Here is a 22,659-nt window from a genome sequence, read left to right on the forward strand (position 1 = left end):
TACTATTAACCACCGCTCGTTTTTTCTTCATTATAAACAAAAATACCCTATAAGATGACCTTTTTGAAAGTGTCTATCTTATAGGGTACATTTTATATGAGATGGTTACCTCTTTCTAACTATTCAACTAAAAGCTCCGTTAGCACAATAAGGTTTGTCAAAAATAGTATCCTATTAATGAATACCAAGATGCTTTTCAAACCAATTGCAAGCTTCAAACTTCATATAATAATTAAATTGGTGATTAACAAAAGGCATGCTGAGCTGAAGATTTTCTGGCTGTTCAGCGTACAATGGTAACAACTTTTCATAGAGTTCTAATGAATAAGTAAATAGTGAATCTGTATCATGATCACCATTGATAATTAGTAATGGTTTTGGTGAAAAATTACTCAACTTTTCATATGGATCTATCATTTGGAAATACTCTGTTCTTTTTGCTATTTCTTTCTCTGCATTCTGAATCGGTTCTCTCCATTGTTCATAAGTACCAGTTGATAGGATACTATCTTTCCATGCTTTTGTAAAAGATGGCTTTCCAGCTATTGGAACCGCAACTTTTATATTAGGGTTATTAGCTGCGATATAAAATGTTGCATATCCTCCCATAGAAAAACCTGATATTCCTATTTTATTCTTATCAATCTCATCTCTACTATTAAAATATTCAATGAGACTTTGTATATCGAATGCAGACTGTTCTATTACTTCATGCATATGAACATAAGAATCAAGACCAGTATCTGGTGGAAATACTTTGGAAAATTTGTAAGTTTCGGTGTTCGTTTTCCTCATACCATGGTCTTTGCAGTCGATACTAACATAATAAAACCCTTTTTTGGCAAGCATATATCCAAAATCTAACGCTTGCTCACGGTCTCCTCCGTATCCATGAAGATAAAAGATTAATGGGCATTTCTTTAATTCACTTTGATAAATACTTAAAATCGGTATGTTATTCACTTTGCGATCTTCCATTATTATTTTAGTCATTAGTGATACCTATACCTCTCTTATTAATAATTCTATTTACCTCTAAAATTATTAATTTCCATTTAAACTCACTCCTTTCTCGCATATTCTTTGCTATATGTTCCTTCTTCAAGAAAACTGCACCATTAGTTAAACAAGATGAGCCCATTTCATGTTAGGCTATATTCTCTGTTCAAATTCGTCTTTAGTAATTTTCCACACTTCATACTCTTCCCCAAACTTATCTCGAACATCTTGATCCATTAAATCAGAAATGATTTCATAATCATTTATTATAACTTGATTGAGAATTCCCTCAATTGTATCCCATTTTATAAATTTTTCATCATATGGACTGACAATATAAAAGTATCTGGTTTCAAATTTAGTTATCATAATAGCCACCTCTTAGAAATTGTACAATATAAGTTTTTTACAATATATTTCTTCAATTTAACTGCTCCGTTAGAAAGTATGAGTAGTGGATTACCTTATTTCTTAATTTGCTCATATTATTCATTAGTTTTTATTTCCCTTTTTGCTTAGATGACTTATACTTCATTGTAACGAAAGGGAAGATTTTCAATGAACAACAGTTTAATATCAAAATTAAAATCCTTTGCAAAAAAATTAAAACAAAATTTATTTGTACTTTATCTGTCTTATAAAGATCCCAGAACACCATGGTATGCTAAGCTTGTGGCAATGCTTGTGGTTGCATACGCTTTTAGCCCAATAGATTTAATTCCAGATTTTATTCCTGTTCTAGGGTATCTTGATGATTTGATAATTGTACCTCTAGGAATTACCCTCGCTTTAAAACTAATTCCACTACATGTAATTGAGGATAATAAAGAAGCTGCAGAAAACTTAAAACAATCTGGAAAGCCAAAGAATTGGTTTGTTGGTATTCTTTTTATAATTATTTGGATTATCTTTGCTGCTTGGATAAGTAAAATTATAATTCATCATATTTAAAGTATTGTTCATTAGTTTACTGTAGCGTGTGACGACGCTGCGACTTTTTTATTTTTAAATTTATTTCATAGTCAATTCACTATACAAACAAAGCTATCACGACATATTAATAGTAATGTAAAGCTAATTTAGCCTTACACCTCCGAATCTTGTTACTAAGGGTCACTTCTATCCCAAGTGACCCTTTTATAGTTACTTTACTCAAAAGTACCCTATAGGATAGCCTTCGGTCTAAAAACAGAATGGTTAATTATAAGTATTGAAAAAACAATATTTACTATATCTTCACTCCACCTTCCTTATTGTCCAAACAACTGTATTCGATATGAATAAAATAATCTATAGAAGAGGAGATGAATATAAAATGGCATCATTTGTAATTGGAGCGAGAAGTCTTTTCAATTTTCGAAACGAACGCTTTTTCCTATTAGTTGAAGATGAAATTACAGTTCCAGATAAAGGTGTGGAGATTGATCCAGTTAATATCTATGAGATTGACCAACAAACTTTCAATTTTATCAGAGATGAAGGAGATACACCTGTGATTGTACCAGTTTTTAAACTTCCAACTGTACCACCTGGATTTAAATTAGAACGAAAATGTATTTTTTCAGTAGATAATTCATACTTCGTAATCTATGATTTAGAAGATGGAACTGATAACAATGTTTTATTAAGAATCAGTGCAGCTTTATTTAACTCCTTGAGAAATTCTGGTGTTCGTGAATGTGTTCCTCAAAATTTCATTTAATTAAATATCCAACCTTTAGTAAAATTATTATTCATCATATTTAAAGTAATGTTCAGCAAGATTCCTCCTTCCTTGCTGAACATTTTCTTTCAAATGCGTAAAAATACACTGTTCCTGGCGCTACTACCTCATCCTAATCCCACAAGCTTACGTCTTATAAACGATTCGCCTTCAATCTCTACAGTGTCACAAAGATATTCTGCTAGATACAAATGATACACTTGCGCCCTTTGATATATATTATTAAGATAATTTCCAAGGATTGATGCAAAACTGTCCGAAAAACATAAAACCAGAGTTAATCTACAAAATGTAGAATCAACTCTGGTGACGATGGTAGTAAAAATTCCCGTTACTTTTATGGGTGGTCTAATATTATTTTATTAATTGTCTCATGATAATTTCTTCGCCGATACGTCCTATCAGCCTCTCATTTGTATCTTCAAATCCTACTTTTAAATATAGTTTTTGTGCTGGTATATTATCTTTGTCTACAACTAAAACAAGTTCATCGCAATTAGGGAATTCTGTTTTAACAAACTCAACTAGTAATGTCATGCCTTGTTTTGCGTAACCTTTTCCTTGCTCTGTATGATTAATTGATAGTGCAGTTAATAACAGAGCGTTCAAATTATTAGAGTATTTCTTTACTCTTTCATTTGAATTTAGGAGAAAGAAACCAACGGGTGTATTATCACTTAAAATAACAATACGATACTGTCCTTCATTAACTTCCTCAAATTTGCTTGGAAGTGCAGAAAATTGTTTTTGTTCTTCTGTAAGTACAAAAGTGTTCAATTCTTCAATATATTCACTTGAAAAATGCTTTAATTCAACTCTTTTCAATTTTCCCATCTGATAATTCTCCATTCACATTTTCTATACTTTACCATTTAATTAGGTTTCGGTCATTATTTTTTCGAAATATCTGAATATGGATTATCAACGTTTTTGTTTACTTTTTGAATTACTGAAAAAAATAAATCTTTCTCTACTGTACATTTTCTTTCAGATATTCACTCGATATAGTGATGTAATTAAATATTAGCGTTAGCATAGCCAAAAGAACTTTTGGAACAAGAGGGATAGCTTGGGCAGTTTTCGTTGGCTACTAAAAGCAACGATAAGTCGAGAAGCCCCTACTTCAAAAACTGTTAGGTTTTAAGTGGTGGGTAGTTCACCAACATGAATAACGGCTGCTATAAAAGCAACCGTCATTTATACCATAGTTTATAGTGCCTTAGAAGCCTGATGAATTAGTGCAGCTACCATTTTATCCATTTGTGCAAAACGATCGTCTTTTGTTTGGCCATTCACGTATCGATAATAGATTTGCTGACAAATTACTGCTAATTTAAAGTAGGCAAATGTAATATAATAATCGATGGCTGAAACATCACGCCCGCTTTTCTCTGCATATCGATGAATGAATTCCTGACGTGTATAAAACCCTGGTAAAGTCGTTATTGGCGGTTCTCCAAATGCGTATAACAGCATTTTTGGGTCATCTGCATGCATCCAATAGCTCATGGCTACCCCTAAATCCGCTAATGGGTCCCCTACAGTTGTCATCTCCAAATCAAAAAGCCCAATCATTTCAGTATAATCACTTGAAAACATAGCGTTATTAAGTTTGTAATCATAATGAATAATGGTTGCTTCATGTTCAGAAGGTACATGATCCTTTAACCATTTTGTCAACGCTGCTACTTCAGTATGCTCTGCTGTTTTTGCTTTGTCATAGCGTTCAATCCATCCATGTACTTGCCGTTCCATAAATCCTTCTGGCTTCACCATATCCTTTAATTGCGTTTCCTTATATGGTATTGCATGAAGAGCTACAAGTGAATCAACCATCTTTTCCGAAATGAGACGTGCTAATTCCTCCGTATTTTCAGTGCCAGATGGGAAATGAGTATCAAGTACGATACCCTTTTTGCGTTCCATTAGGAAGAAATCACTGCCGATAATATCTCGATCTTCAACGTACACATAAGGTTTTGGTACAGCAGCTAAAAATGGATGTAATGCAGATAAAATCGTAAACTCACGTTTCATGTCATGCGCTTTTTTGGCGACAGGTCCATGTGGAGGTCGACGAAGAACAACTTCAAATTCACCTACTTTTAGGCAATAAGTCAAATTTGAATGTCCGGCACTAAACTGTGAAATTTCTAGCTGCCCCTCTGGTAACTCAGGAAATTGACTCTTTAAAAATGAATGTAATTTTACTTCATCAATACGTTCACTTGCCCTTACTTGTATCGTATCCATTGTACCCCTCCCTTAAATGATTGAGCTCATACCGCCATCTACAACTATGACATCCCCCGTAATATAGTCTGAGGCAGCTGCGGCTAAAAATAATGCAACACCTTTTAGGTCATTTTCAGTTCCTAAACGTTTTAACGGAGTCACTCCCATTAAATAATCTTGTCCGCGCTCAATTAAGACCTTTGACATTTTTGTTGGGAAAAATCCTGGGGCAATCGCATTCACATTGACGCCATATGGCCCCCATTTTACCGCCAAATCTTTTGTTAGCGTAATGACCGCACCTTTACTTGCGTTATAGCCGATTGTATCCATGAATTCAGGTAATGTACCACCAAGCCCTGCAACCGAAGCGATATTGATAATTTTTCCGCTCTTTTGTTCTAGCATTATTTTACCAACAGCTTGAGTCATTAAAAATGTACCATTGACGTTAACATCGAAGACTTTTTGCCAAGCCTCATATGGCATTTCAACAGCAGGAGTACCCCAAGACGCCCCACTGTTATTGACTAAAATATCAATTTGGCCGAATGTTTCAAGCGTTTTCGACACTACATTCGCGATATCCTCTGGCTTTGTCACATCACAGGCAAGAGCTAATGTTTGTACACCTAAATCAGCTAATTCTGCCGCTACCTCTTCGCATGCCTCAACCTTTCTTGAACAAAGTACAACGTTGGCACCTGCTTCGGCAAAGCCTTGTGCGATTTGAGCTCCAAGACCGCGTCCTCCCCCAGTTACGATAGCCGTTTTCCCCTTTAAGCTAAATAAGTCTAGTACCGTCATTTCACCAGCTCCTCTTGTTTTTTGGCATGCTTCTTTAGCTCCAGCTTGGCAACTGTGTTACGATGCACTTCATCCGGTCCATCCGCTAATCGTAATGTTCGGGAATTTGCCCATTGTGCTGCAAGCGTAGTATCAGGTCCTACTCCAGCAGCACCGAATGCTTGAATCGCTCGGTCAATCACTCTTAATGCCATATTCGGTGCCACTACTTTAATCATGGCAATTTCTGCTTTCGCCTCTTTATTCCCTACTGTGTCCATCATATACGCTGCCTTTAGCGTTAACAGCCTTGCCTGCTCAATATCAATACGGGATTCCGCAATACGCTCGCGCATCACACCTTGGTCTGCGAGTGGTCGATGGAAAGCGTTTCGCTCACTTACACGCACACACATTTCCTCTAATGCACGTTCAGCGGCACCAATCAGACGCATACAATGATGGATACGACCTGGCCCTAAACGACCTTGCGCAATCGCAAAGCCTTTTCCTTCTCCCCACAATATATTTTCCACAGGTACTCGAACATTCGTAAATGTCACCTCACCATGTCCTTCAGGGGCGTGATCATAGCCAAATGCCGTAAGCATACGCTCAATTTTTACTCCAGGTGTATCCATCGGCACTAAAATCATCGACTGTTGCTCATGGATAGGTGCTGTGGAATCTTTATGTTTCCCCATAAAAATAGCGATTTTACAGCGAGGATCTCCAGCCCCTGTTGTCCACCACTTATGCCCATTTAAAATATAATAATCGCCATCACGTTCAATACTTGCCTCGATATTTGTTGCATCACTAGACGCGACTGCAGGCTCAGTCATTGCAAAACAGGAACGTATTTCTCCACGTAATAACGGCTCCAGCCACTGTTTTTTTTGCTGTTCTGAGCCGTATCGCACAAGCACTTCCATATTTCCTGTATCTGGCGCATTGCAATTAAACACTTCAGGGGCAAGTAAAGAGCGTCCCATTATTTCACATAAAGGTGCATATTCTAAATTCGTCAAACCTGCACCATATTCACTATCTGGTAAAAATAAATTCCATAAGCCCGCTTCTTTTGCTTTTTGCTTTAATTCCTCCATAATTGGCGGGATCACTCCCCAACGATCTTCCATTGCCTCTACCTGTGCAGCAAACACTGCCTCATTTGGATAAATGTATTGCTCCATAAAATTTGTCAGCTTCTCTTGTAGTTCAACTACTTTTTCACTATAAGAAAAATTCATAAAAAAGCCCCCCTTTGTTTGAACATCAAAATGCTAAATGAATGAATATTCATTTTTATTCTTACATTAAATGTTACCGCTATATTTCTTGTAAATCAATGTCTATTAAACAAAAATTTGAATTATAGAGAAAATTCATACTTAAGGCAGTGTTTTGAGCGGATAGAAACTCACATTACGATAAAAAAACACAAGTCGAAACATTATTTTGCCATAATAGGTATCGTCAAATCAGAATAGCTTCTTTTACATAACGTGTGGTTGATTTCCGCTCCGACTGGGCGCTTTCCTGGGGGCGTCGGGCTAACACGATGTTAGTCACGAAGGCGTTATCACAGGACGTGATGCTTTTAGCCTTCGTTCCCCTATTGCTAATCCCCAAGGAGTCGCCCAGTCTCCACTCCAATCAACTTTTATAAATGGTATACGTTTTAACAAACGTCATCCACAATTTTTGGTAATGAACCACTTCATTAAAATTGGTAAATTAGGTAAAGAAACGATTAGTAGCATAAAAAAAGAGAAGAAGTTACTCTTCTCAATCAAATTAATTATTTTTGTGTCTATTAGCTAACTTCATAGCGAAGAACTGAGGAATTAAATTCAAGACACTCACAATTACTAAAAATTGAGAAGGTAGAAAGGGTTTAAAATAACCACCATCCCCCCCTGTCCCTAGTGTAACCTCCATTCTATCGATTGGAACTTATCAAGAGTAAAATTATTAAAAGTCCATTAAAATCAATGCTTTCACTTTAAGGATATGTATTCAAAGTAATCGCACCTAGTAAAAGATATAAAACCTGTACTTAAGATTATTACCAAATAATGTGGGATTAAGGCTTTATATTGAATCTTTCTTGAACTTGCTCTCAAAGTTGACGTTTATTCCACAATAGCGTCCGATAACGGAATAATTAGCAATACTTTTTTCACCAAAATTTTAATAAATGAACAATTGTATTAATTCCTACAAATTTTACAGCCATAATTGCGATTATAACTATAACACTTGATACTATCCCAATAGTTTGTTTTCCCGAATTAGCCATGTTATCCTCCTTCTTAAATCATATTTCTTCATCAAACGATAGATTTACCGGCTCATCTAGCAGTTCACCATGCACCTCCAAATTGGTTGTTGGAATACTTTTATTCACTTCTTCAAATGTAAATTGATCTGCCCATACCGTACCTTGTCCAGCAAGGATGATACCAAATGAAATAACAGCACTTTGATCTGGGACATCTAAAATAATGGAATAACGGTTCCAGTTTGTGTTGCCCTTAATAGGGCGGTTACTCATATTATCAAATTGAAGGACATCTTCCATTGTGTCGTCAACTCGCATCCACATTCCAGCGTACGTGTCTACATTTTCTGTACTAATGAAGCACGAAAGACGAATGCGTTTCCCAATAAACTGATTCGCCTTAAATGTCTGCATCATTGTAGAGAATTCAGTTGAATCTAGCACTGTTTTGGATTTTAAATAACCTGATGCCTTTCCCTGATGAACAACTTCATGATCAATTCCCATTTCGTAATTAAATGGATTTGATCCACTCAAAAACCAACCTTTCACCTTTGTTTCCATATTCGATTCCTCCTTATTTTTAATCATGTCAGACATCATCCTGCGATATTTTCCAGGTGGCAGCTTGTATACTTCTTTAAATGCTCTAGTAAATGATTCTTGTGATTCAAATTGATAATATAAAGCAATGTCAAGAATGCGTTCACTTGTGTGTAGCAAGGCAACAGAAGCATTTGCCAATCTTCTCATCCGAATGTACTCGGTTACCGTCATGCCAACCGAGGATTGGAATATTCGATGAAAGTGGTATTTCGAAAAATTTGATTGTCGTGCAATGTTTTCTAAGGTAAGAGGCTCATGTATGTTTTCTTCCACATACATAATAATTTTTTTAATTACAATTTCGTAGTCATACAACTCAAGCTTTCCTCCTTTATTTATAGAGTATCAAGATTTCCCATTCATTTTTTGATATATCTTGCGGAGTAATTGTTCCTTTCTCATGTTGTATATCAGTGGCTTTTGAAGGAAAAAATTTATATGGAAGGAGACATAAAATCTTATTATATAGCAAGTAATAAAAAGTAATATAAAATAGAGGTTGATACTAATTAATATGTATCAACCTCTTAACTGCTTCTCTAAATAATCGCGCCCGTTAGCGGAACAACCTCTTTGTATGACAAGCATTAATAGTTTGTTTAACTTCCTCTGATGTTAGGTTTCTTATCTGCTTCTTTTTAGCCCTTAACTTTAAACTTACTTAGAAAACTTGGACAGCCGAAGACTATGATAAGTTAGGTTTATCGGAAACAAGCATTTCTACAATCATCTTTCTTCTTGTTCGATTTTTAACATAATCAAGAATACGATTGCTTTTTTCAAGCGTTGTCGTTTAAGCTTTTCCATATTCTAAAGCATTTTGCCTATCTTCATAATATCAGTAAGCAATTCGCGAATAGCCAAAGGTAAATGACGATTTTTCAAGTACACCAAATAAACATTTCGTCGTAAATTGGGGCAATCTATTTCTTTTTGTACAATAGTTTTAGCTGTAGGACCTTTTAAATAATTTTCAGGTAGAATGGTAACCCCTAAATTTTCACGAACGAAAGACACAGCCGTCTCAAAGCGTTCAATTTCAAATTGGATATTAATGTTTTTTCCTGCCTTTTCAAATGCATCTAAAATGTCATGTCTCGTTTGAAATCCCTCTGTACTAATAATAAAAGGCTCTTCACTTAAATCAGCGATCGTCAGCTGCTCTTTCTTCGCTAATGGGTGATTTAATGGTAAAACGGCTACAAGTCGCTCTTCATATAAGGAGTGAACTTCGAGATCTTCATCATCCATTATCTGATTTGTAATAATTAAATGTGTTTTATAGCTTTTGAGCGATTTTTCGACACGCTTACTTCCTAAAATATCTACTAGATGAATCATCATTTGTGGATATTCTTTTTTATACTCTGTAATCACTTTTGGGAGCCAATGCTTAATCGATTCCATAACGCCTATCGTTATTTCGCTTGTGCCACGTACAATTACCTCATCCATTTCTATTTTTAAAACTTCCATGTTTTTCAATATAACTTTTGCTCGTTCATATAAAAGCTCGCCTGCTTCTGTTAATTGAAGATTTCTTGTATTCCTTTCAAGTAAAGGTGAGCCAATTTCTTGCTCTAATTTTTTAATAGCATTACTTAGAGAAGGCTGAGAAATATGCAGTTTTTCAGCTGCCTTCGAAAAATTCATTTGCTCCACAACTGCTAAAAAATATTGTAATTGTTTAAAATCCACAGCAACATCCCTCCACATTTATAGTTTTAAGCTATAGATTAATATTAATTATATATTAGCAATAATAATTATGTGAATATATAATTTATTCATAACAATATTTTCACTAGAATAATATTGGAAATGGGGTTGATGAAGATATGTATACAATGACAGATCAAAAACAATGGAAAGGCCGTATAGATTCAACTACTAATACGAGTAGTTTCCGTTTACATCAAAAAGTGAAAAGAATTCCTATTAATGATGTAAGCGCTTCAGATAATCAGCATGCCGGAATTGTGGGCTTTATATGTGATGAAGGTGTACGTCGTAATCAGGGGCGTGTAGGGGCAGCAAGTGCACCTAATGCTCTGCGTGAATCATTATCTAGCTTACCTTGGACATTTAATGACGAACAGCAAATTATAGATGTTGGTAACGTTCTTTGTCTTAACCACGCTTTAGAAGAAGCACAGCGTGAGCTCGGCGAAATTGTCAAAACATTGCTAAATAAAAAAATACAATGTGTCGTGCTTGGCGGTGGACATGAAACACTATACGGACATTATTTAGGCGTTCGTGCAGCGTTACCTAAAGATGCAAAAATCGGGATCGTCAATATTGACGCTCATTTCGATTTACGACCATATGATGAGCAACCATCGTCTGGCACAATGTTTCGTCAAATTTTAGAGCAGGATCCACATGCCGATTACTTTGTTTTAGGCATACAACGTTATGGCAATACAAAAGAACTGTTTGATAAAGCCGATGAGTTGCATGTGAATTATGTGTTAGAAGAAAATATGACGTCAGAAAATAAAGCGCAAATTATGCATGATCTTCAGCAATTTATGGATAATCATGATTATATTCTCTTAACGCTCTGTATGGATGTACTAAATACTGCATGTGCACCGGGTGTTAGTGCTCCATCACCGTTTGGACTTGATCCAAAAACTGTTCGCATGATACTTCAACAAGTCACTTCACATCCAAATACACATTCTTTTGATATTTGTGAGGTAAATCCTTCACTGGATGAGAATGGGCGCACAGTTAAACTAGGTGCTTATTTTGTTTATGAAGCACTAAATCACTTACTTAGGAGACAAGGTACATGATCGAAATTAATCAAATTACAACAGTATTTCTAGCAGTTGCACTATTCGCATTGGGCGGCTGGCTCATCAATAAAGTCGGTTTTTTAAAGCGTTTTTGTATACCAGCACCTGTTGTTGGTGGCTTACTATTCGCTGCATTGGCAACTATTCTAAAGACAACTGACGTATTAGAAATTTCGCTTGATACGTCATTACAAAGCTTATTTATGATTACTTTCTTCACAACAATTGGTTTAGGAGCAAGCTTTAAACTTGTGAAGCTTGGTGGAAAATTATTAATTATTTATTGGTTGGCTTGTGGTTTCCTAGCATTAATGCAAAATGTTATTGGTGTATCTCTTGCATCGCTAATGGGTATTCATCCATTAATCGGTATGATGGCTGGTGCTGTCTCTATGGAAGGTGGCCATGGTGCCGCTGCAGCATTTGGACAAACTTTAGAAGACTTAGGCATTTCATCAGCCATGACAATCGGTGCGGCTGCGGCTACATGTGGTTTAGTTGCTGGTGGTTTAATCGGTGGTCCTATTGTAAAGTACTTAGTTGGTAAATATAATTTAACGCCAGATGAACAAGAAGCTGAAGAAGTTGATTTTGAAAATAAAAATGAACAAATTACATCCGATTCATTCTTTACACAAGTATTATTAATTACGTTCTGTATGGCTGTAGGTACATATGTTGGAACATTATTCTCAGAAGCTACTGGTTTCGTACTACCTGGCTATGTTGGTTCAATGTTTGTAGCTGTATTAGTACGTAATATTATGGATAAAGTAAAACCTGAAGCGATTAACATGAAAAGTATTTCTTTAATCGGCGATGTGACATTAGGTGTCTTCCTTTCAATGGCGCTTATGAGTATTAAATTATGGGAAATTGCTGATTTAGCACTTCCACTATTCATCATTGTTTTCGCACAAGTATTCTTCATTGTCTTATTTAGTATCTTTGTATTATTTAAGATTCTTGGAAAAAATTACGATGCGGCGGTGATGGTTGCCGGTTTTGCTGGACACGGTTTAGGAGCAACGCCAAATGCAATGGCCAATATGTCAGCAGTTGTGCAACGCTTTGGTCCATCTAAAAAAGCATTTCTTGTAGTACCCATAGTAGGAGCGTTTTTAATCGACGTCTTCGGTATTCCAATTATTATTACGACGATCAATTTATTTAAATAATAAATAAGCCGAGCAATTGTTTTAATGAAACAGTTGCTCGGCTTATTTTTTTGGATTATAGATTATTGTAATATTTCACTAACAGTTACAAATTCGTAGCCTTGCTTTTGCAAGTACAGCATTACATTTTCCAAACCATTTGCTGTCGTTTGATGAATATCATGCATTAAAATAATGCTGCCATCTTTCGCTGATGCTTTCACATACGTTAATATTTTATCAGCATTGCGATGCTTCCAATCTAGCGTATCGATTGACCATAGAATAGAAGGCATCGTAATGACAGAACGAACTTTATCATTCGTTGCACCATATGGTGGACGGAAAACCGTTGGATATTGACCGATCGCTGCATTAATAGCATTGCTAGTTCGATCAACCTCTTGTTTAACATTTGCTGTCGATAAGGCTGTTAACTTTGCATGGTCCCATGTATGATTGCCTATTTCATGGCCAGCCTCATAAATTTGCTTTACGACTGCTGAATTTTTAGAGACATTTTGCCCTACCATAAAAAATGTAGCCTTTGCATCATATTTCTTTAAAATAGCTAAAACTTGTGGGGTAACTTTTGCATCTGGCCCATCATCAAATGTTAAAGCCACACGCTTCTTTTCCCCTTTTGCTACTGGTACACCTTTATTGTAAACTTTGTTATCAGCTATTTGGATATTTGCTAGCTCTGAAGTTTTCACATAGCCCTTTTGTTCACCTGCTTCTACATAGGCCCAGCCTGCTAGCGTTGTATATTGCTGAACGACTGTTTTATTGGCAAGCGTACCGAGAACCTCGCCACTTGGGCTAGCAGTTAAATGAAGGACAGCGCCATTAGCAGCATTTACTCGTTTTTTTGTCGCAACAGGTTTCTTTAAAGAATTCGTTGCAACATAACCTGTTTGGTGACCATATTGGACAAATGACCAACCTCCAGGTGCTGATCCATATACAAAGATAATACTATTTTCGTAAATCTGTCCCGCTTTTTGTGCACTTGGACTTGGATATGTAAATAAAGTTGTTCCATCTTTTTTCGTCACTACATATTTTTCGGATGTAAGGCTTACTAATGCTGCCGTTTCTACATATCCCTCTAGCTGTTGCACTTTAATTCGAGTCCATTCCTCACTTACTGGTGTAGCTGTTACATAACTACCCTTCGCTATTTGACCGATTACGGCACTTTCTACGGAAGGTTCTACATAAACGGTTGTGTCATTAGCTACTGATTGAATAACTGGTGTTCCCTCAGCATTTGCAGAAGTATTACCTACAAACACAAAACTGATTAAAAAAGTCAAAATAATAGCATAGGGTAAAAGTTTTTTCATTGTTCTACACCGCCCTTTTCATCACAGATGTCTTTTCTCATATGTTTTTTCCATAAAAGTATAGGATTCGACTCTAATTATAGAATAATAAATTCTACCAGGAAATAGTAGGAATCAACTAGTTTTTGTGATTAAATTGGCTCATCACCATAACGTAGGGTTGATTTCCGTTCCGGCTGGGCGCTTTCCTGGGGGCGTCCGATGAGCCGCTTCACTCACGTTGCTCGCTCCAGGGTCTCATCTGTGACGCTGATCCCCAAGGAGTAGCTCAGCCTCCACTACAATCAACTTATTACCATGGCATACGTTTTAACCATTTAAGTAATTTATAACATTTATGGTAATTTAAAACATTTACTGTCTATCTCAAAACCGTATCCCTTGGCAATTGGAACTAAAATTCCGCCCATCTTTGCATTATAAACAAGTGCTTTATTCCTCGAAGTAGATGATGAATACCATTTTAATGCTTTATTGTCATTTTTATAAACGACACGTAACACCTCCCCACTTAAATGAAAATGATTGATTGTATCCCCAAGCATGAATACCGTGTTAGCTTTTTTGCCAACTTTCATTTGTCAAAGGCTCCCAAGACGCCTTTTTTTCAGGTACTTGTGCAATGCACCCTATAAATATGACGGTTGAAACGATTAAAAAGTTATTATTTTTTTCATATTTTTTCCTCCTATAGCGCATCGTACGCCGTAAGAGCATCTTCAATATGGAATGGTGGTGTCCAAGCCTGCCCATTCGCATTCGTCGTCACGAAAATATATTGTTTCCCATCTTTTTCGATAATAGAGGCTAAGCAAAGACCAGCTTCAGGTGTGTAGCCCGTTTTCCCTCCCAATATTGAACCTTCTCCACCTGGTATTTTCGTTAAAAGTGAGCTTGTTATCGTTAATTCATTTGGGACATGTGTCATATAACTTCTCGAAGTCAAGATTTGATAAAAGGTAGGATTTTTAATGGCATAACGAAATAGTTTACTTATATCACGGACACTGGAGACATGAGCAGGATCATGTAATCCGCTGACATTGACAAAATGGGTATCGTTCAACCCTAATTCATGCGCTTTATTATTCATTAATGTCACAAATGCTTCTTCACTACCTGCCATTGTATCCGCAAGTGTTCCTGTAGCATCCGCCCCAGAAGCAAGCAGTGTGCCATATAATAAATCCTCTATCGTTACAAAATCTCCTGCCTTAAAGCCCGCCATGGAAGCATTTTGAGCAGTAAATTTAGAAATCGTTTGTGGTGTAACGATTGTTTGCTTCTGCAAATCAGTAGTCATTTCAATGGCAACAATCGCTGTCATAATTTTCGTTAATGATGCAGGATAAATAATGTCATCTGCATTTTTTTCGTATAATACATCTCCTTTTTCATTCAGCAGCAAAGCATTTTTACTATGCAATGAAGGTAGCTCTATTTGCACCTGTTCTGTTGTTGTGTCATTTGTATAATAAAAAAAGAATGCAGCCGCACATATAAAACAAAATAAGACAAATTTTTTCATAAAAAAACGCCCCCCACTCATTATAATAGGGGGCATTTATGAATATTCCTGTAGGAAATTTATGAAGAAATTCTTAAAGCTGATTTTTTATTAATAAAAATCATCGAAATCTGAACAAATTCTCGTTATCGTTTTATTCGCTAATTTAAAGAATACATCTTGAGATACTTCTAGCTTCAGTGCATCTTCCTTTTTTAAATCCGCATATACTCCTCGTAAAATACGACCTGTTAAACCATGTGAAATAGCAATCACTTTCGGTATATGTTGAATGTCTTCTAGCCAAGCACTTAGTCTGTTCACTACTGAGTCATAAGCTTCTCCATTAGGTGCATTAAAATACCAATTATACACGTCTGTGTTATGAAAAAGATTGGGCCAAGAACTTTCAATTTCTTTCGTTGTTAACCCAGCCCACTGTCCCACTGCAACCTCGGTTAAACGATTATCTTTTGCAACATTCTTTAAATCATATCCAATTGTTTCACAAATTATTTCAGTGCTTTGCATGGCTCTTCCTAATGGACTTGAAAAAATTTTCCATTCATTAGGATTTCCAATTAAACTTTTCAGCATTTGTGCATTTTGTTGTACTTGATGAACACCCATTTTTGTTAATGGAGAATCGAGCTCTCCTTGGTATCGTCCTTGTGTATTAAATTCAGTTTCACCATGACGAAGTAAGTATATTGTTTGATTCAAGATTGTTTCCCCCTATAATTTCTCCCCCGCTGTCACTCATTTTAAAACAATAGAATGATATAGACAAATCCAAAGAACAAACATAATGGACTGTAGATCCAAGTATCATATTTAGCAAACTGTGAATGTTTTATTTTTTTAAAAAATCCAACATAATTAAAATCCCCAATCGCCCGAATAGTGAAAACTATAGCACAGACGATACTTCCGATTTTAGATGGACTATTTGCTTGAAAGCTCTGCAAATAATCACCTTGAACAACGATAATGATACTAGCAAATAGAATAAGAATGGCTACGAATAATGTTCCCCATTTTCTCGGAGTAAATGCAGGTTTATGTTCTCCCTCTCTTACTGGAAGAACAGCGGTAGAACCCCATCGACCTCCAAAAGCCCAATACATATGCAAAAAACTGATAAACCACAGAATCCCTACAGCTAATAATGGTAAAATTGATTTCATATATTTACCTCCAATGTCGCAATCCTAAAACATACACTACCGTATGTTATGGTAATAATTTTGTCCCTTCAGGTTCTATAACCATATTAGGGACATTTATAATCGTGTATTAAAAGCTCAACCATTTTATCAAGATCAAAATTAGGATTTTCTTCAAACCTTGTCATCCATCCTACATACGTTAAATAGGCAAGTCTCGCTCTATCTATCGATTCAGCATTGTTTATGCCTTTTTTTTGATACAATTTCGCAACACAAGAAATTCTTTGTTCTTCAATATCCACTAAGCGTGCTGCAACAACAGGATCATATTTTGCCCAAGTATAAATACTAATTTCCATTTTTTTATCTCGATTAAAACTAATTTGTAATAGCTGTTCTAATGAGGCATCCTGTTGCTCCATACTTTGAACAATCAGCTTTGTTGCATGTACTTCCCAATAGTCGAGCATAGAATCTAACAGCTCTTGATGGTCACGGAAATAGTGATAAAAGCTCCCTTTACTTATTTTTAGTAATCGAGCAAGTGCTTCGATGCGAACTTTATGTATTCCTTCATCAGCTAATTGTTGTAAGCCTGCTTTTATCCAATCTTCCCTCGTTAATTGCATGTCATCTCTCCAGTAAAATACGGTAGCGTATGTTCTTATTTTAGATTACTACTAATTTCATTTTTTGTAAATTGTTTAATCTATTTATTTTTATGAACTTTAATGTTATTGTCAATCGTAATATTTATAGTCATTACCCTTGGTAAAATACATGCGCATACTAATATAATAGCTAAAAGTTTTTTCATCTTTCTCTCCTTTTTTCATTTAATATCGAAAAGATCGCTTATAGGTAGCAACGAGGAACCGTTGATATTAGCGGAAAATGGTGACTAAGAGTGAAGATCAACTTTGTCTATTGATCATATTTTTTTGTCTACAGCTGAGGCCAAGTTTTATTAATCCCTTGACCTCAATGACAACTTATCAATTATGCCTCGGCATAATTGCGTCCGGAATCGGCTTTGTGTTTAGGCCTGCAGATGTTTATTGCGCGAAAGCGAAGCGTCAGCAGCAGATGTTTTTTGTGCGAAAGCGTAGTGCTAACGCAGCGTCAGCAACTTGTTTTTAGACTGAGTTCCTCTGTTTCAGCGGACATTTGTAGCTGACGCTTTGCTTTCGCTACAGAAAACATTTGCTGAAAGAAGTTAAAATGTATTATCAAATAGACTTTCTGCTATGCCTAGTAAAATATCTTTCTCTGTAAACTCCATTAATTCTTCTCTCGTAATGTCTTTCTGTTGAATTAGACGGTTTGATTGAATGGTCACGAGCTTTTCAAATAAATTTCGGATATAACGACCGTTCGAAAAGTTTGGAATTGATTCAACTGGAATTTGATGCAATTGCTCCTTCATATGGTATGCAAATACGTCACCATACTGGTAATCATTATTTTTACAAAGCATGGCAAAAAATATCATAAAGCTCATCTGTGCTAAAATTATCAAACCGCACAAAATGGTTGAAGCGGGATTTAAATCCTGGATTGGCAAGCAAAAATTCCTCCATGAGCTCTGTATATCCAGCAACGATAACAACTAAATCATCGCGTAAATCTTCCATCACCTTTAATAAACTATCAATCGCTTCTTTACCAAATGCGTCCTGTTTATCATTGATTAGTGAATAGGCTTCATCTATAAAAAGTACGCCACCTTTTGCTTTATTCACAACTTCCTGGACCTTCAAAGCAGTCTGGCCAACATATCCTGCTACTAAGCCTGCACGATCTGTTTCCACAAAATGCCCGCTTGAAAGTACACCAAGATGCTTATATATTTGGCCTATGATACGCGCTACTGTTGTTTTTCCTGTACCTGGATTTCCAGAGAATACTAGATGATATGTTATTGGGAAGCTTGTTAAACCATGATCGACACGCAAACTTTGAATTTTTATGAAGTTAATTAGATTATGTAATTCCTTTTTGGCATTTGGAAGTCCTACAAGTCCATCCAGCTGCTTCTGTAACTTTTCAATCTCCTGTTCTATTTCTGGTGTAATTCGTAAACGTTCCCCGTTAATAAATTCACCACTATAAATAATTTTTCCTTCTTCATTAAAATAATCTCCTCGACCGTGCTTTTCTCCATTTACAAGTTCCCCAATATAAGAAGCCTGTCCATTAGCATAATAAAGAGTACCCTGTCCTGTCATCGCATCCTCTTTAAATTGCCCCTCCGATTCAAGTACACCTTGTCTGGAATAGTTCTTACCTTTTCCATGCTTCATATCCTCAAAGAAATAGCCATCGTACTGAAGGGATGTTACACCATTTGCAAGCTCCCCAGCACTTGGCGATTCTGGTGCGAAGTAAAGCTTTCCAGCACCTTGCATATGATTCCAGATAAAATCACCTTCATATTGTAAAAAACCACTTGGATAGTATTGTTTTCCTTTGCCTTTCTTCATGCCATGGACAAAATCACCCTCATATTGTGGCTGATTTAAATGCGGATACTGTGTACGAATCTCTTTAAATGGAGCCATAACATCTTCCTCATAATACAATATCCCGTAACCTTCCATTAAATCATTACGAAAATGTCCCTCGTAATATACCTGATCATCCTTATATAAAATACCACTACCTTGTTTTTTATTTTGAATAAATTCGCCCTGATAAATCATTTGTCCTTTTAAATACATGATGCCGTTACCTTGCTTCAAATGATTGACGAATTCTCCCTCGAATAACAGCTCCCCTTCTTGGTCAAATAGCGTACCCTTTCCATCATAAATGTCATGACCAAAGTCATTTTTCTTCACACCGCCACGATACATTAATGTACCATCTGGATACAATATCTCTTTTTCTTCATAATTATGTGTCATTTGATTGCCATCCTTTATCCATTCAGTATATGCTCAATTATAGCGTGGAAAAGAATACATATGTGCGAATTTTTAGAATTCAAGGAGTTTAACATGAAAAAACGATATAAAATATTAATTGGCATCCTATTACCTCTTCTCATTTTATATGCTTCAACCATATTTTTAACTCGCGATTCAACTTTTAATAAAGAGGTAATTGAACGATTTGATATTAAACAAATTAATGAAATTGAATTGATCCGTTCCTCTGATCACAAAACTATCACTATTACAGATTTAACTACAATCAATCAAATAATGCAGCAATTTGAAGATCAGCCACTTCGAAAAGTCTATTTTTCCAATTCAGATTATGACGAGGCTTATTGGTTAACATTACGTAATAATGATAACCAAGAAATAGGCATACGATTAGATGACTCAAAGCATTTATTCGTTTATTTGTATGAGGAAAACTATATGAAAGATTACAAGCTTTTAGATAATTTTAATATGGTGTTTTTTGAGGATCTTTTTTAGAAAATATCATTCTTAAACGGTAAAAATCCGCTTTGATTTGATTTTACGCGGATTTTTACCTTCTATTTTGTTTTTATATGTAGCGATAATTTTGCTGCATCGATTGAATGGTTTCAATGATCTCTTCTCTTAGCTCAATTGGCTCTAGCACTTCAATGTTTGCTCCTTGGCTCAGCAGCCACATTTTAATACCATGTCCAAAAACTTCTGCTTCAAATAAATATTGCCCATCTTTTTTGGATACTATTTTTGCCGTTGGTAAACGATCTAATACAGCTTGCGGAGATGTTCCTTTAAAGATAAATTTCATTCGCATCAGCTCGCCAGCGTGCATAAACTGAATACGTTTGCAAAATTCTCCTTCTTGAAAACGTTCGGCATATGGTATTTGAAATTTTTTATCAAGCTCAAGAAAATGTTGTATTCGGTCGACTCTATAGACAATGGGCAAATCCTTTTCGTGCTTATTATCATAAGCAATTAAATAAAAGTAGTATTCTGCGAAAATGACGGCGAGTGGTTTTAAAATCTTTTCTGTAGGAATTGTTTCGCCTTCACGTAAATAATCAATTTTAATGATTTTCTTTTTTTGAACCGCCTCTGAAAGAACCCAAATTAAATGCAATAGAGACTTTTTATGATTTAAATCTACGTACAAATGCTTTTCGTTTAAAATAATATTATGAATAAACTCCTGCTTATCGGCCGCAACAATCGAAATAAGCTTATCGATAATATCACTCATTTCTGATTTTAGCAGTGCTCTTGATTCGATGAGAATTTTAACAATCGCTAAAACTTGCTCCTTCGATAAAATACTTTCCCCTTTATTTGTCAGCCTGTACACATTTTCTGTCCGCACATATTCTAAATGGCAATCCAATTTAGCTTTTTCTAGATACGTTCGAATTTCATTCAAATCCCGTTGTATGGTTTTTTCACCAACATTATGTGTAAATGCTTCTTGTTTTTTGTTAATTCCTTGACCATCCATCAGTCTGTCAAACATCGAAATGACGCGATAGCCCTTGTTTTGTTGTGAATCTACCATATATCCCACTCTTTCTTCAAAGTTACTTCTCTATTATACAAAAAGAGTTGGACACTATTAGTCCTTTTAACTACGAAATTTCTATTTTATTGGTATAATTGGCACGACATACTATACTTTTGTTATAATTCACTTTATTTTTACAGTTAATCCCGTATTAGCAGATAAAAAGGACTTCAATCTAGGTGATTGAAGTCCTTTTTATTATGTCAAATGAAATTACAGAAGTCATGTTAAATAAAGTATTGCTCTTCGGCAAAGCGAGGGGTTGATTTCCGTTCCGACTGAGCGCTTTCCTGGGGGCGTCCGATGAGCCGCTTCACTCGCGCTGCTCGCTCCAGGGTCTCGGGCCAACAGATGTTTTTTGCGTGAAAGCGAAGCGGCAGCAGCACCGATGTTGGTCACGAAGGCGTTATCACAGGACGTGATGGTTTTAGCCTTCGTTCCTCTATTGCTAATCCCCGAGGAGTCGCTCAGTCTCCACTCCAATCAACCACTTCACATAGAATTTATTGAGATAAAACGAAACTTCAGCAAAATGAATTTTTGTGCGAAAGCGAAGCGGTAGCAACAATGATGTTTATCTGTGCAAAAGCGTAGTATAAACGTAGCGGCAGCAACAATGTATCTATGCGAAAGTGCGTAGCCTAGACGGAAATTACTCACATTTTAAGGACAACATTCACACAATTTCATTGACCATTTGTTAAAATCTTGTTGATCGAAGTCTTTACCGGATTATTCCTTTACTCTTACTGCAGTTCCGTATGCTAATACTTCTGATGTACCATCCATGACAGATGATGTAGAAAATCTTATTGCAACAATTGCATTTGCTCCTAGTTGTCTTGCTTCTTCTTCCATAGCTTGTGTGGCTATTTCTCGCGAGCGAGTGAGCATTTCTGCATACTCCTTCATCTCTCCTCCGACAATATTGCGTAGTCCAGCCATCATATCGCGACCAATATTTCTTGTTTGTACCGAATTGCCTTTTACTAAACCTATAGTTTCTACAATTTCTTTCCCCGCTACAATATCTGTTGTTGATAGTAACATACAAAATTCCTCCTATTTTTTATATTTTTCAACGGCTCTAACAGCTTCAGCAATGGAAGTTGTAATCACTCCCGTACGCTTAATCAAGCCAATAACAAATAAATTACGATAAACAAACTGATTTTCAATTCCGTCCCGTACAAGTGCCTCTATTTTCATCATATTGTCCCGGCCTTGTTGACGAACATCTGTAAATACGCCTACGATTGGTCGATTCAGCATCGCAAATGCACCAATCTCTGCTGCTACACCTGAATCAATCTCAACTCCATCTAAAACGGCTACTAATACATCACTATTTTGCAGCATCTCTAAATCTGCTTGCGCAATCGCCAAACTATCTGCATAAGACGTTTTATCATTTATCGCATCATTCTCCTGTGGCACATATAATTCAATGCCTGGTACTGCCTCTCTAATTGCTGCAGCGAGCTGCTCGTTAACTAAACGATCTCCTAAAGAAAATAATCCATTTGCTAAGTATGCCTTCATAATAAAA

Annotated in this window: 24 protein-coding genes; 5 read left to right on the forward strand and 19 right to left on the reverse strand. The window is 36.0% G+C overall.

The features are described 5' to 3' along the window. Positions 1-174: 174 nt before the first annotated feature. Positions 175-993, reverse strand: coding sequence for an alpha/beta hydrolase family protein (locus ABH968_RS19605; protein ID WP_370046676.1), 819 nt, complete (start codon positions 991-993; stop codon positions 175-177). 159 nt (positions 994-1,152) lie between these two features. Next, positions 1,153-1,368 (reverse strand): hypothetical protein, encoded by a 216-nt coding sequence (locus tag ABH968_RS19610; protein WP_370046678.1) that lies wholly within the window; start codon positions 1,366-1,368, stop codon positions 1,153-1,155. Between the two features lie 189 nt (positions 1,369-1,557). On the opposite strand from ABH968_RS19610, the gene ABH968_RS19615 reads away from it, so the two are divergent. Both ABH968_RS19615 and ABH968_RS19620 read left to right on the forward strand, forming a co-directional pair. Further along, positions 1,558-1,950 (forward strand): YkvA family protein, encoded by a 393-nt coding sequence (locus tag ABH968_RS19615; protein ID WP_370046680.1) that lies wholly within the window; start codon positions 1,558-1,560, stop codon positions 1,948-1,950. A 364-nt stretch (positions 1,951-2,314) separates the two neighbouring features. Next, positions 2,315-2,701, forward strand: coding sequence for a spore coat protein (locus ABH968_RS19620; RefSeq protein ID WP_370046682.1), 387 nt, complete (start codon positions 2,315-2,317; stop codon positions 2,699-2,701). Positions 2,702-3,076: 375 nt separating this feature from the next. Here ABH968_RS19620 and ABH968_RS19625 read toward each other — a convergent pair whose 3' ends face one another. From ABH968_RS19625 to ABH968_RS19650, 6 genes are all read right to left on the reverse strand, one after another. Further along, positions 3,077-3,556, reverse strand: coding sequence for a GNAT family N-acetyltransferase (locus ABH968_RS19625; protein WP_370046684.1), 480 nt, complete (start codon positions 3,554-3,556; stop codon positions 3,077-3,079). Between the two features lie 375 nt (positions 3,557-3,931). Continuing rightward, positions 3,932-4,975 (reverse strand): phosphotransferase family protein, encoded by a 1,044-nt coding sequence (locus ABH968_RS19630; RefSeq protein ID WP_370046686.1) that lies wholly within the window; start codon positions 4,973-4,975, stop codon positions 3,932-3,934. A 12-nt stretch (positions 4,976-4,987) separates the two neighbouring features. Further along, a complete protein-coding gene (locus ABH968_RS19635) occupies positions 4,988-5,764 on the reverse strand; it encodes an SDR family oxidoreductase (RefSeq protein ID WP_370046688.1) in 777 nt (258 codons plus the stop codon). Next, complete coding sequence (locus ABH968_RS19640; protein WP_370046689.1) at positions 5,761-6,996, reverse strand: acyl-CoA dehydrogenase family protein; 1,236 nt, start codon at positions 6,994-6,996, stop codon at positions 5,761-5,763. The genes ABH968_RS19635 and ABH968_RS19640 overlap by 4 nt, the downstream gene beginning before the upstream one ends. Before the next feature lie 1,070 nt (positions 6,997-8,066). Next, entirely contained in the window at positions 8,067-8,915 is an 849-nt protein-coding gene (locus tag ABH968_RS19645; protein ID WP_370046800.1) for a helix-turn-helix domain-containing protein, read from the reverse strand. Between the two features lie 531 nt (positions 8,916-9,446). Further along, complete coding sequence (locus ABH968_RS19650) at positions 9,447-10,334, reverse strand: LysR family transcriptional regulator (protein ID WP_370046691.1); 888 nt, start codon at positions 10,332-10,334, stop codon at positions 9,447-9,449. 140 nt (positions 10,335-10,474) lie between these two features. Here ABH968_RS19650 and hutG point away from each other — a divergent pair, with 140 nt between their 5' ends. Together hutG and gltS are read left to right on the forward strand one after the other, a co-directional pair. Next, a complete protein-coding gene (gene hutG, locus ABH968_RS19655; protein WP_370046693.1) occupies positions 10,475-11,440 on the forward strand; it encodes a formimidoylglutamase in 966 nt (321 codons plus the stop codon). Beyond that, on the forward strand, positions 11,437-12,621 hold the full coding sequence (gltS, locus tag ABH968_RS19660) for a sodium/glutamate symporter (RefSeq protein ID WP_370046695.1): 1,185 nt from the start codon (positions 11,437-11,439) through the stop codon (positions 12,619-12,621). The genes hutG and gltS overlap by 4 nt, the downstream gene beginning before the upstream one ends. A 62-nt stretch (positions 12,622-12,683) precedes the next feature. Here the strand turns inward: gltS and ABH968_RS19665 are convergent, their stop codons facing one another. The 8 genes from ABH968_RS19665 to ABH968_RS19700 form a co-directional block, all read right to left on the reverse strand. Next, entirely contained in the window at positions 12,684-13,949 is a 1,266-nt protein-coding gene (locus ABH968_RS19665) for a polysaccharide deacetylase family protein (protein ID WP_370046697.1), read from the reverse strand. Between the two features lie 335 nt (positions 13,950-14,284). Further along, positions 14,285-14,527: a hypothetical protein gene (locus tag ABH968_RS19670; RefSeq protein ID WP_370046699.1), complete on the reverse strand. Its 243-nt coding sequence runs from the start codon at positions 14,525-14,527 to the stop codon at positions 14,285-14,287. Between the two features lie 110 nt (positions 14,528-14,637). After that, complete coding sequence (locus ABH968_RS19675; protein WP_370046701.1) at positions 14,638-15,477, reverse strand: D-alanyl-D-alanine carboxypeptidase family protein; 840 nt, start codon at positions 15,475-15,477, stop codon at positions 14,638-14,640. Between the two features lie 90 nt (positions 15,478-15,567). Further along, on the reverse strand, positions 15,568-16,179 hold the full coding sequence (locus ABH968_RS19680) for a histidine phosphatase family protein (protein WP_370046702.1): 612 nt from the start codon (positions 16,177-16,179) through the stop codon (positions 15,568-15,570). Between the two features lie 41 nt (positions 16,180-16,220). After that, positions 16,221-16,643, reverse strand: a complete 423-nt coding sequence (locus ABH968_RS19685) for a DUF3995 domain-containing protein (protein WP_370046704.1) — start codon at positions 16,641-16,643, stop codon at positions 16,221-16,223. Positions 16,644-16,729: 86 nt separating this feature from the next. Continuing rightward, complete coding sequence (locus tag ABH968_RS19690) at positions 16,730-17,254, reverse strand: TetR/AcrR family transcriptional regulator (protein WP_370046706.1); 525 nt, start codon at positions 17,252-17,254, stop codon at positions 16,730-16,732. Positions 17,255-17,841: 587 nt separating this feature from the next. After that, on the reverse strand, positions 17,842-18,117 hold the full coding sequence (locus tag ABH968_RS19695; protein ID WP_370046707.1) for a hypothetical protein: 276 nt from the start codon (positions 18,115-18,117) through the stop codon (positions 17,842-17,844). After that, positions 18,092-19,531, reverse strand: coding sequence for an AAA family ATPase (locus tag ABH968_RS19700; RefSeq protein ID WP_370046709.1), 1,440 nt, complete (start codon positions 19,529-19,531; stop codon positions 18,092-18,094). The genes ABH968_RS19695 and ABH968_RS19700 overlap by 26 nt, the downstream gene beginning before the upstream one ends. A gap of 93 nt (positions 19,532-19,624) precedes the next feature. Here ABH968_RS19700 and ABH968_RS19705 point away from each other — a divergent pair, with 93 nt between their 5' ends. Then, complete coding sequence (locus ABH968_RS19705) at positions 19,625-20,053, forward strand: hypothetical protein (RefSeq protein WP_370046710.1); 429 nt, start codon at positions 19,625-19,627, stop codon at positions 20,051-20,053. A 73-nt stretch (positions 20,054-20,126) separates the two neighbouring features. Here ABH968_RS19705 and ABH968_RS19710 read toward each other — a convergent pair whose 3' ends face one another. The 3 genes from ABH968_RS19710 to ABH968_RS19720 all read right to left on the reverse strand — a co-directional run bounded on the left by ABH968_RS19710 (position 20,127) and on the right by ABH968_RS19720 (position 22,652). Next, positions 20,127-21,104: a helix-turn-helix transcriptional regulator gene (locus ABH968_RS19710; protein ID WP_370046712.1), complete on the reverse strand. Its 978-nt coding sequence runs from the start codon at positions 21,102-21,104 to the stop codon at positions 20,127-20,129. Positions 21,105-21,842: 738 nt separating this feature from the next. Next, positions 21,843-22,160 (reverse strand): YbjQ family protein, encoded by a 318-nt coding sequence (locus tag ABH968_RS19715; RefSeq protein WP_370046714.1) that lies wholly within the window; start codon positions 22,158-22,160, stop codon positions 21,843-21,845. Between the two features lie 12 nt (positions 22,161-22,172). Continuing rightward, entirely contained in the window at positions 22,173-22,652 is a 480-nt protein-coding gene (locus ABH968_RS19720; RefSeq protein ID WP_370046715.1) for a nucleoside 2-deoxyribosyltransferase, read from the reverse strand. Positions 22,653-22,659: the final 7 nt, after the last annotated feature.

Source organism: Lysinibacillus sp. RC79 (assembly GCF_041262405.1).
Taxonomy (GTDB): domain Bacteria; phylum Bacillota; class Bacilli; order Bacillales_A; family Planococcaceae; genus Lysinibacillus.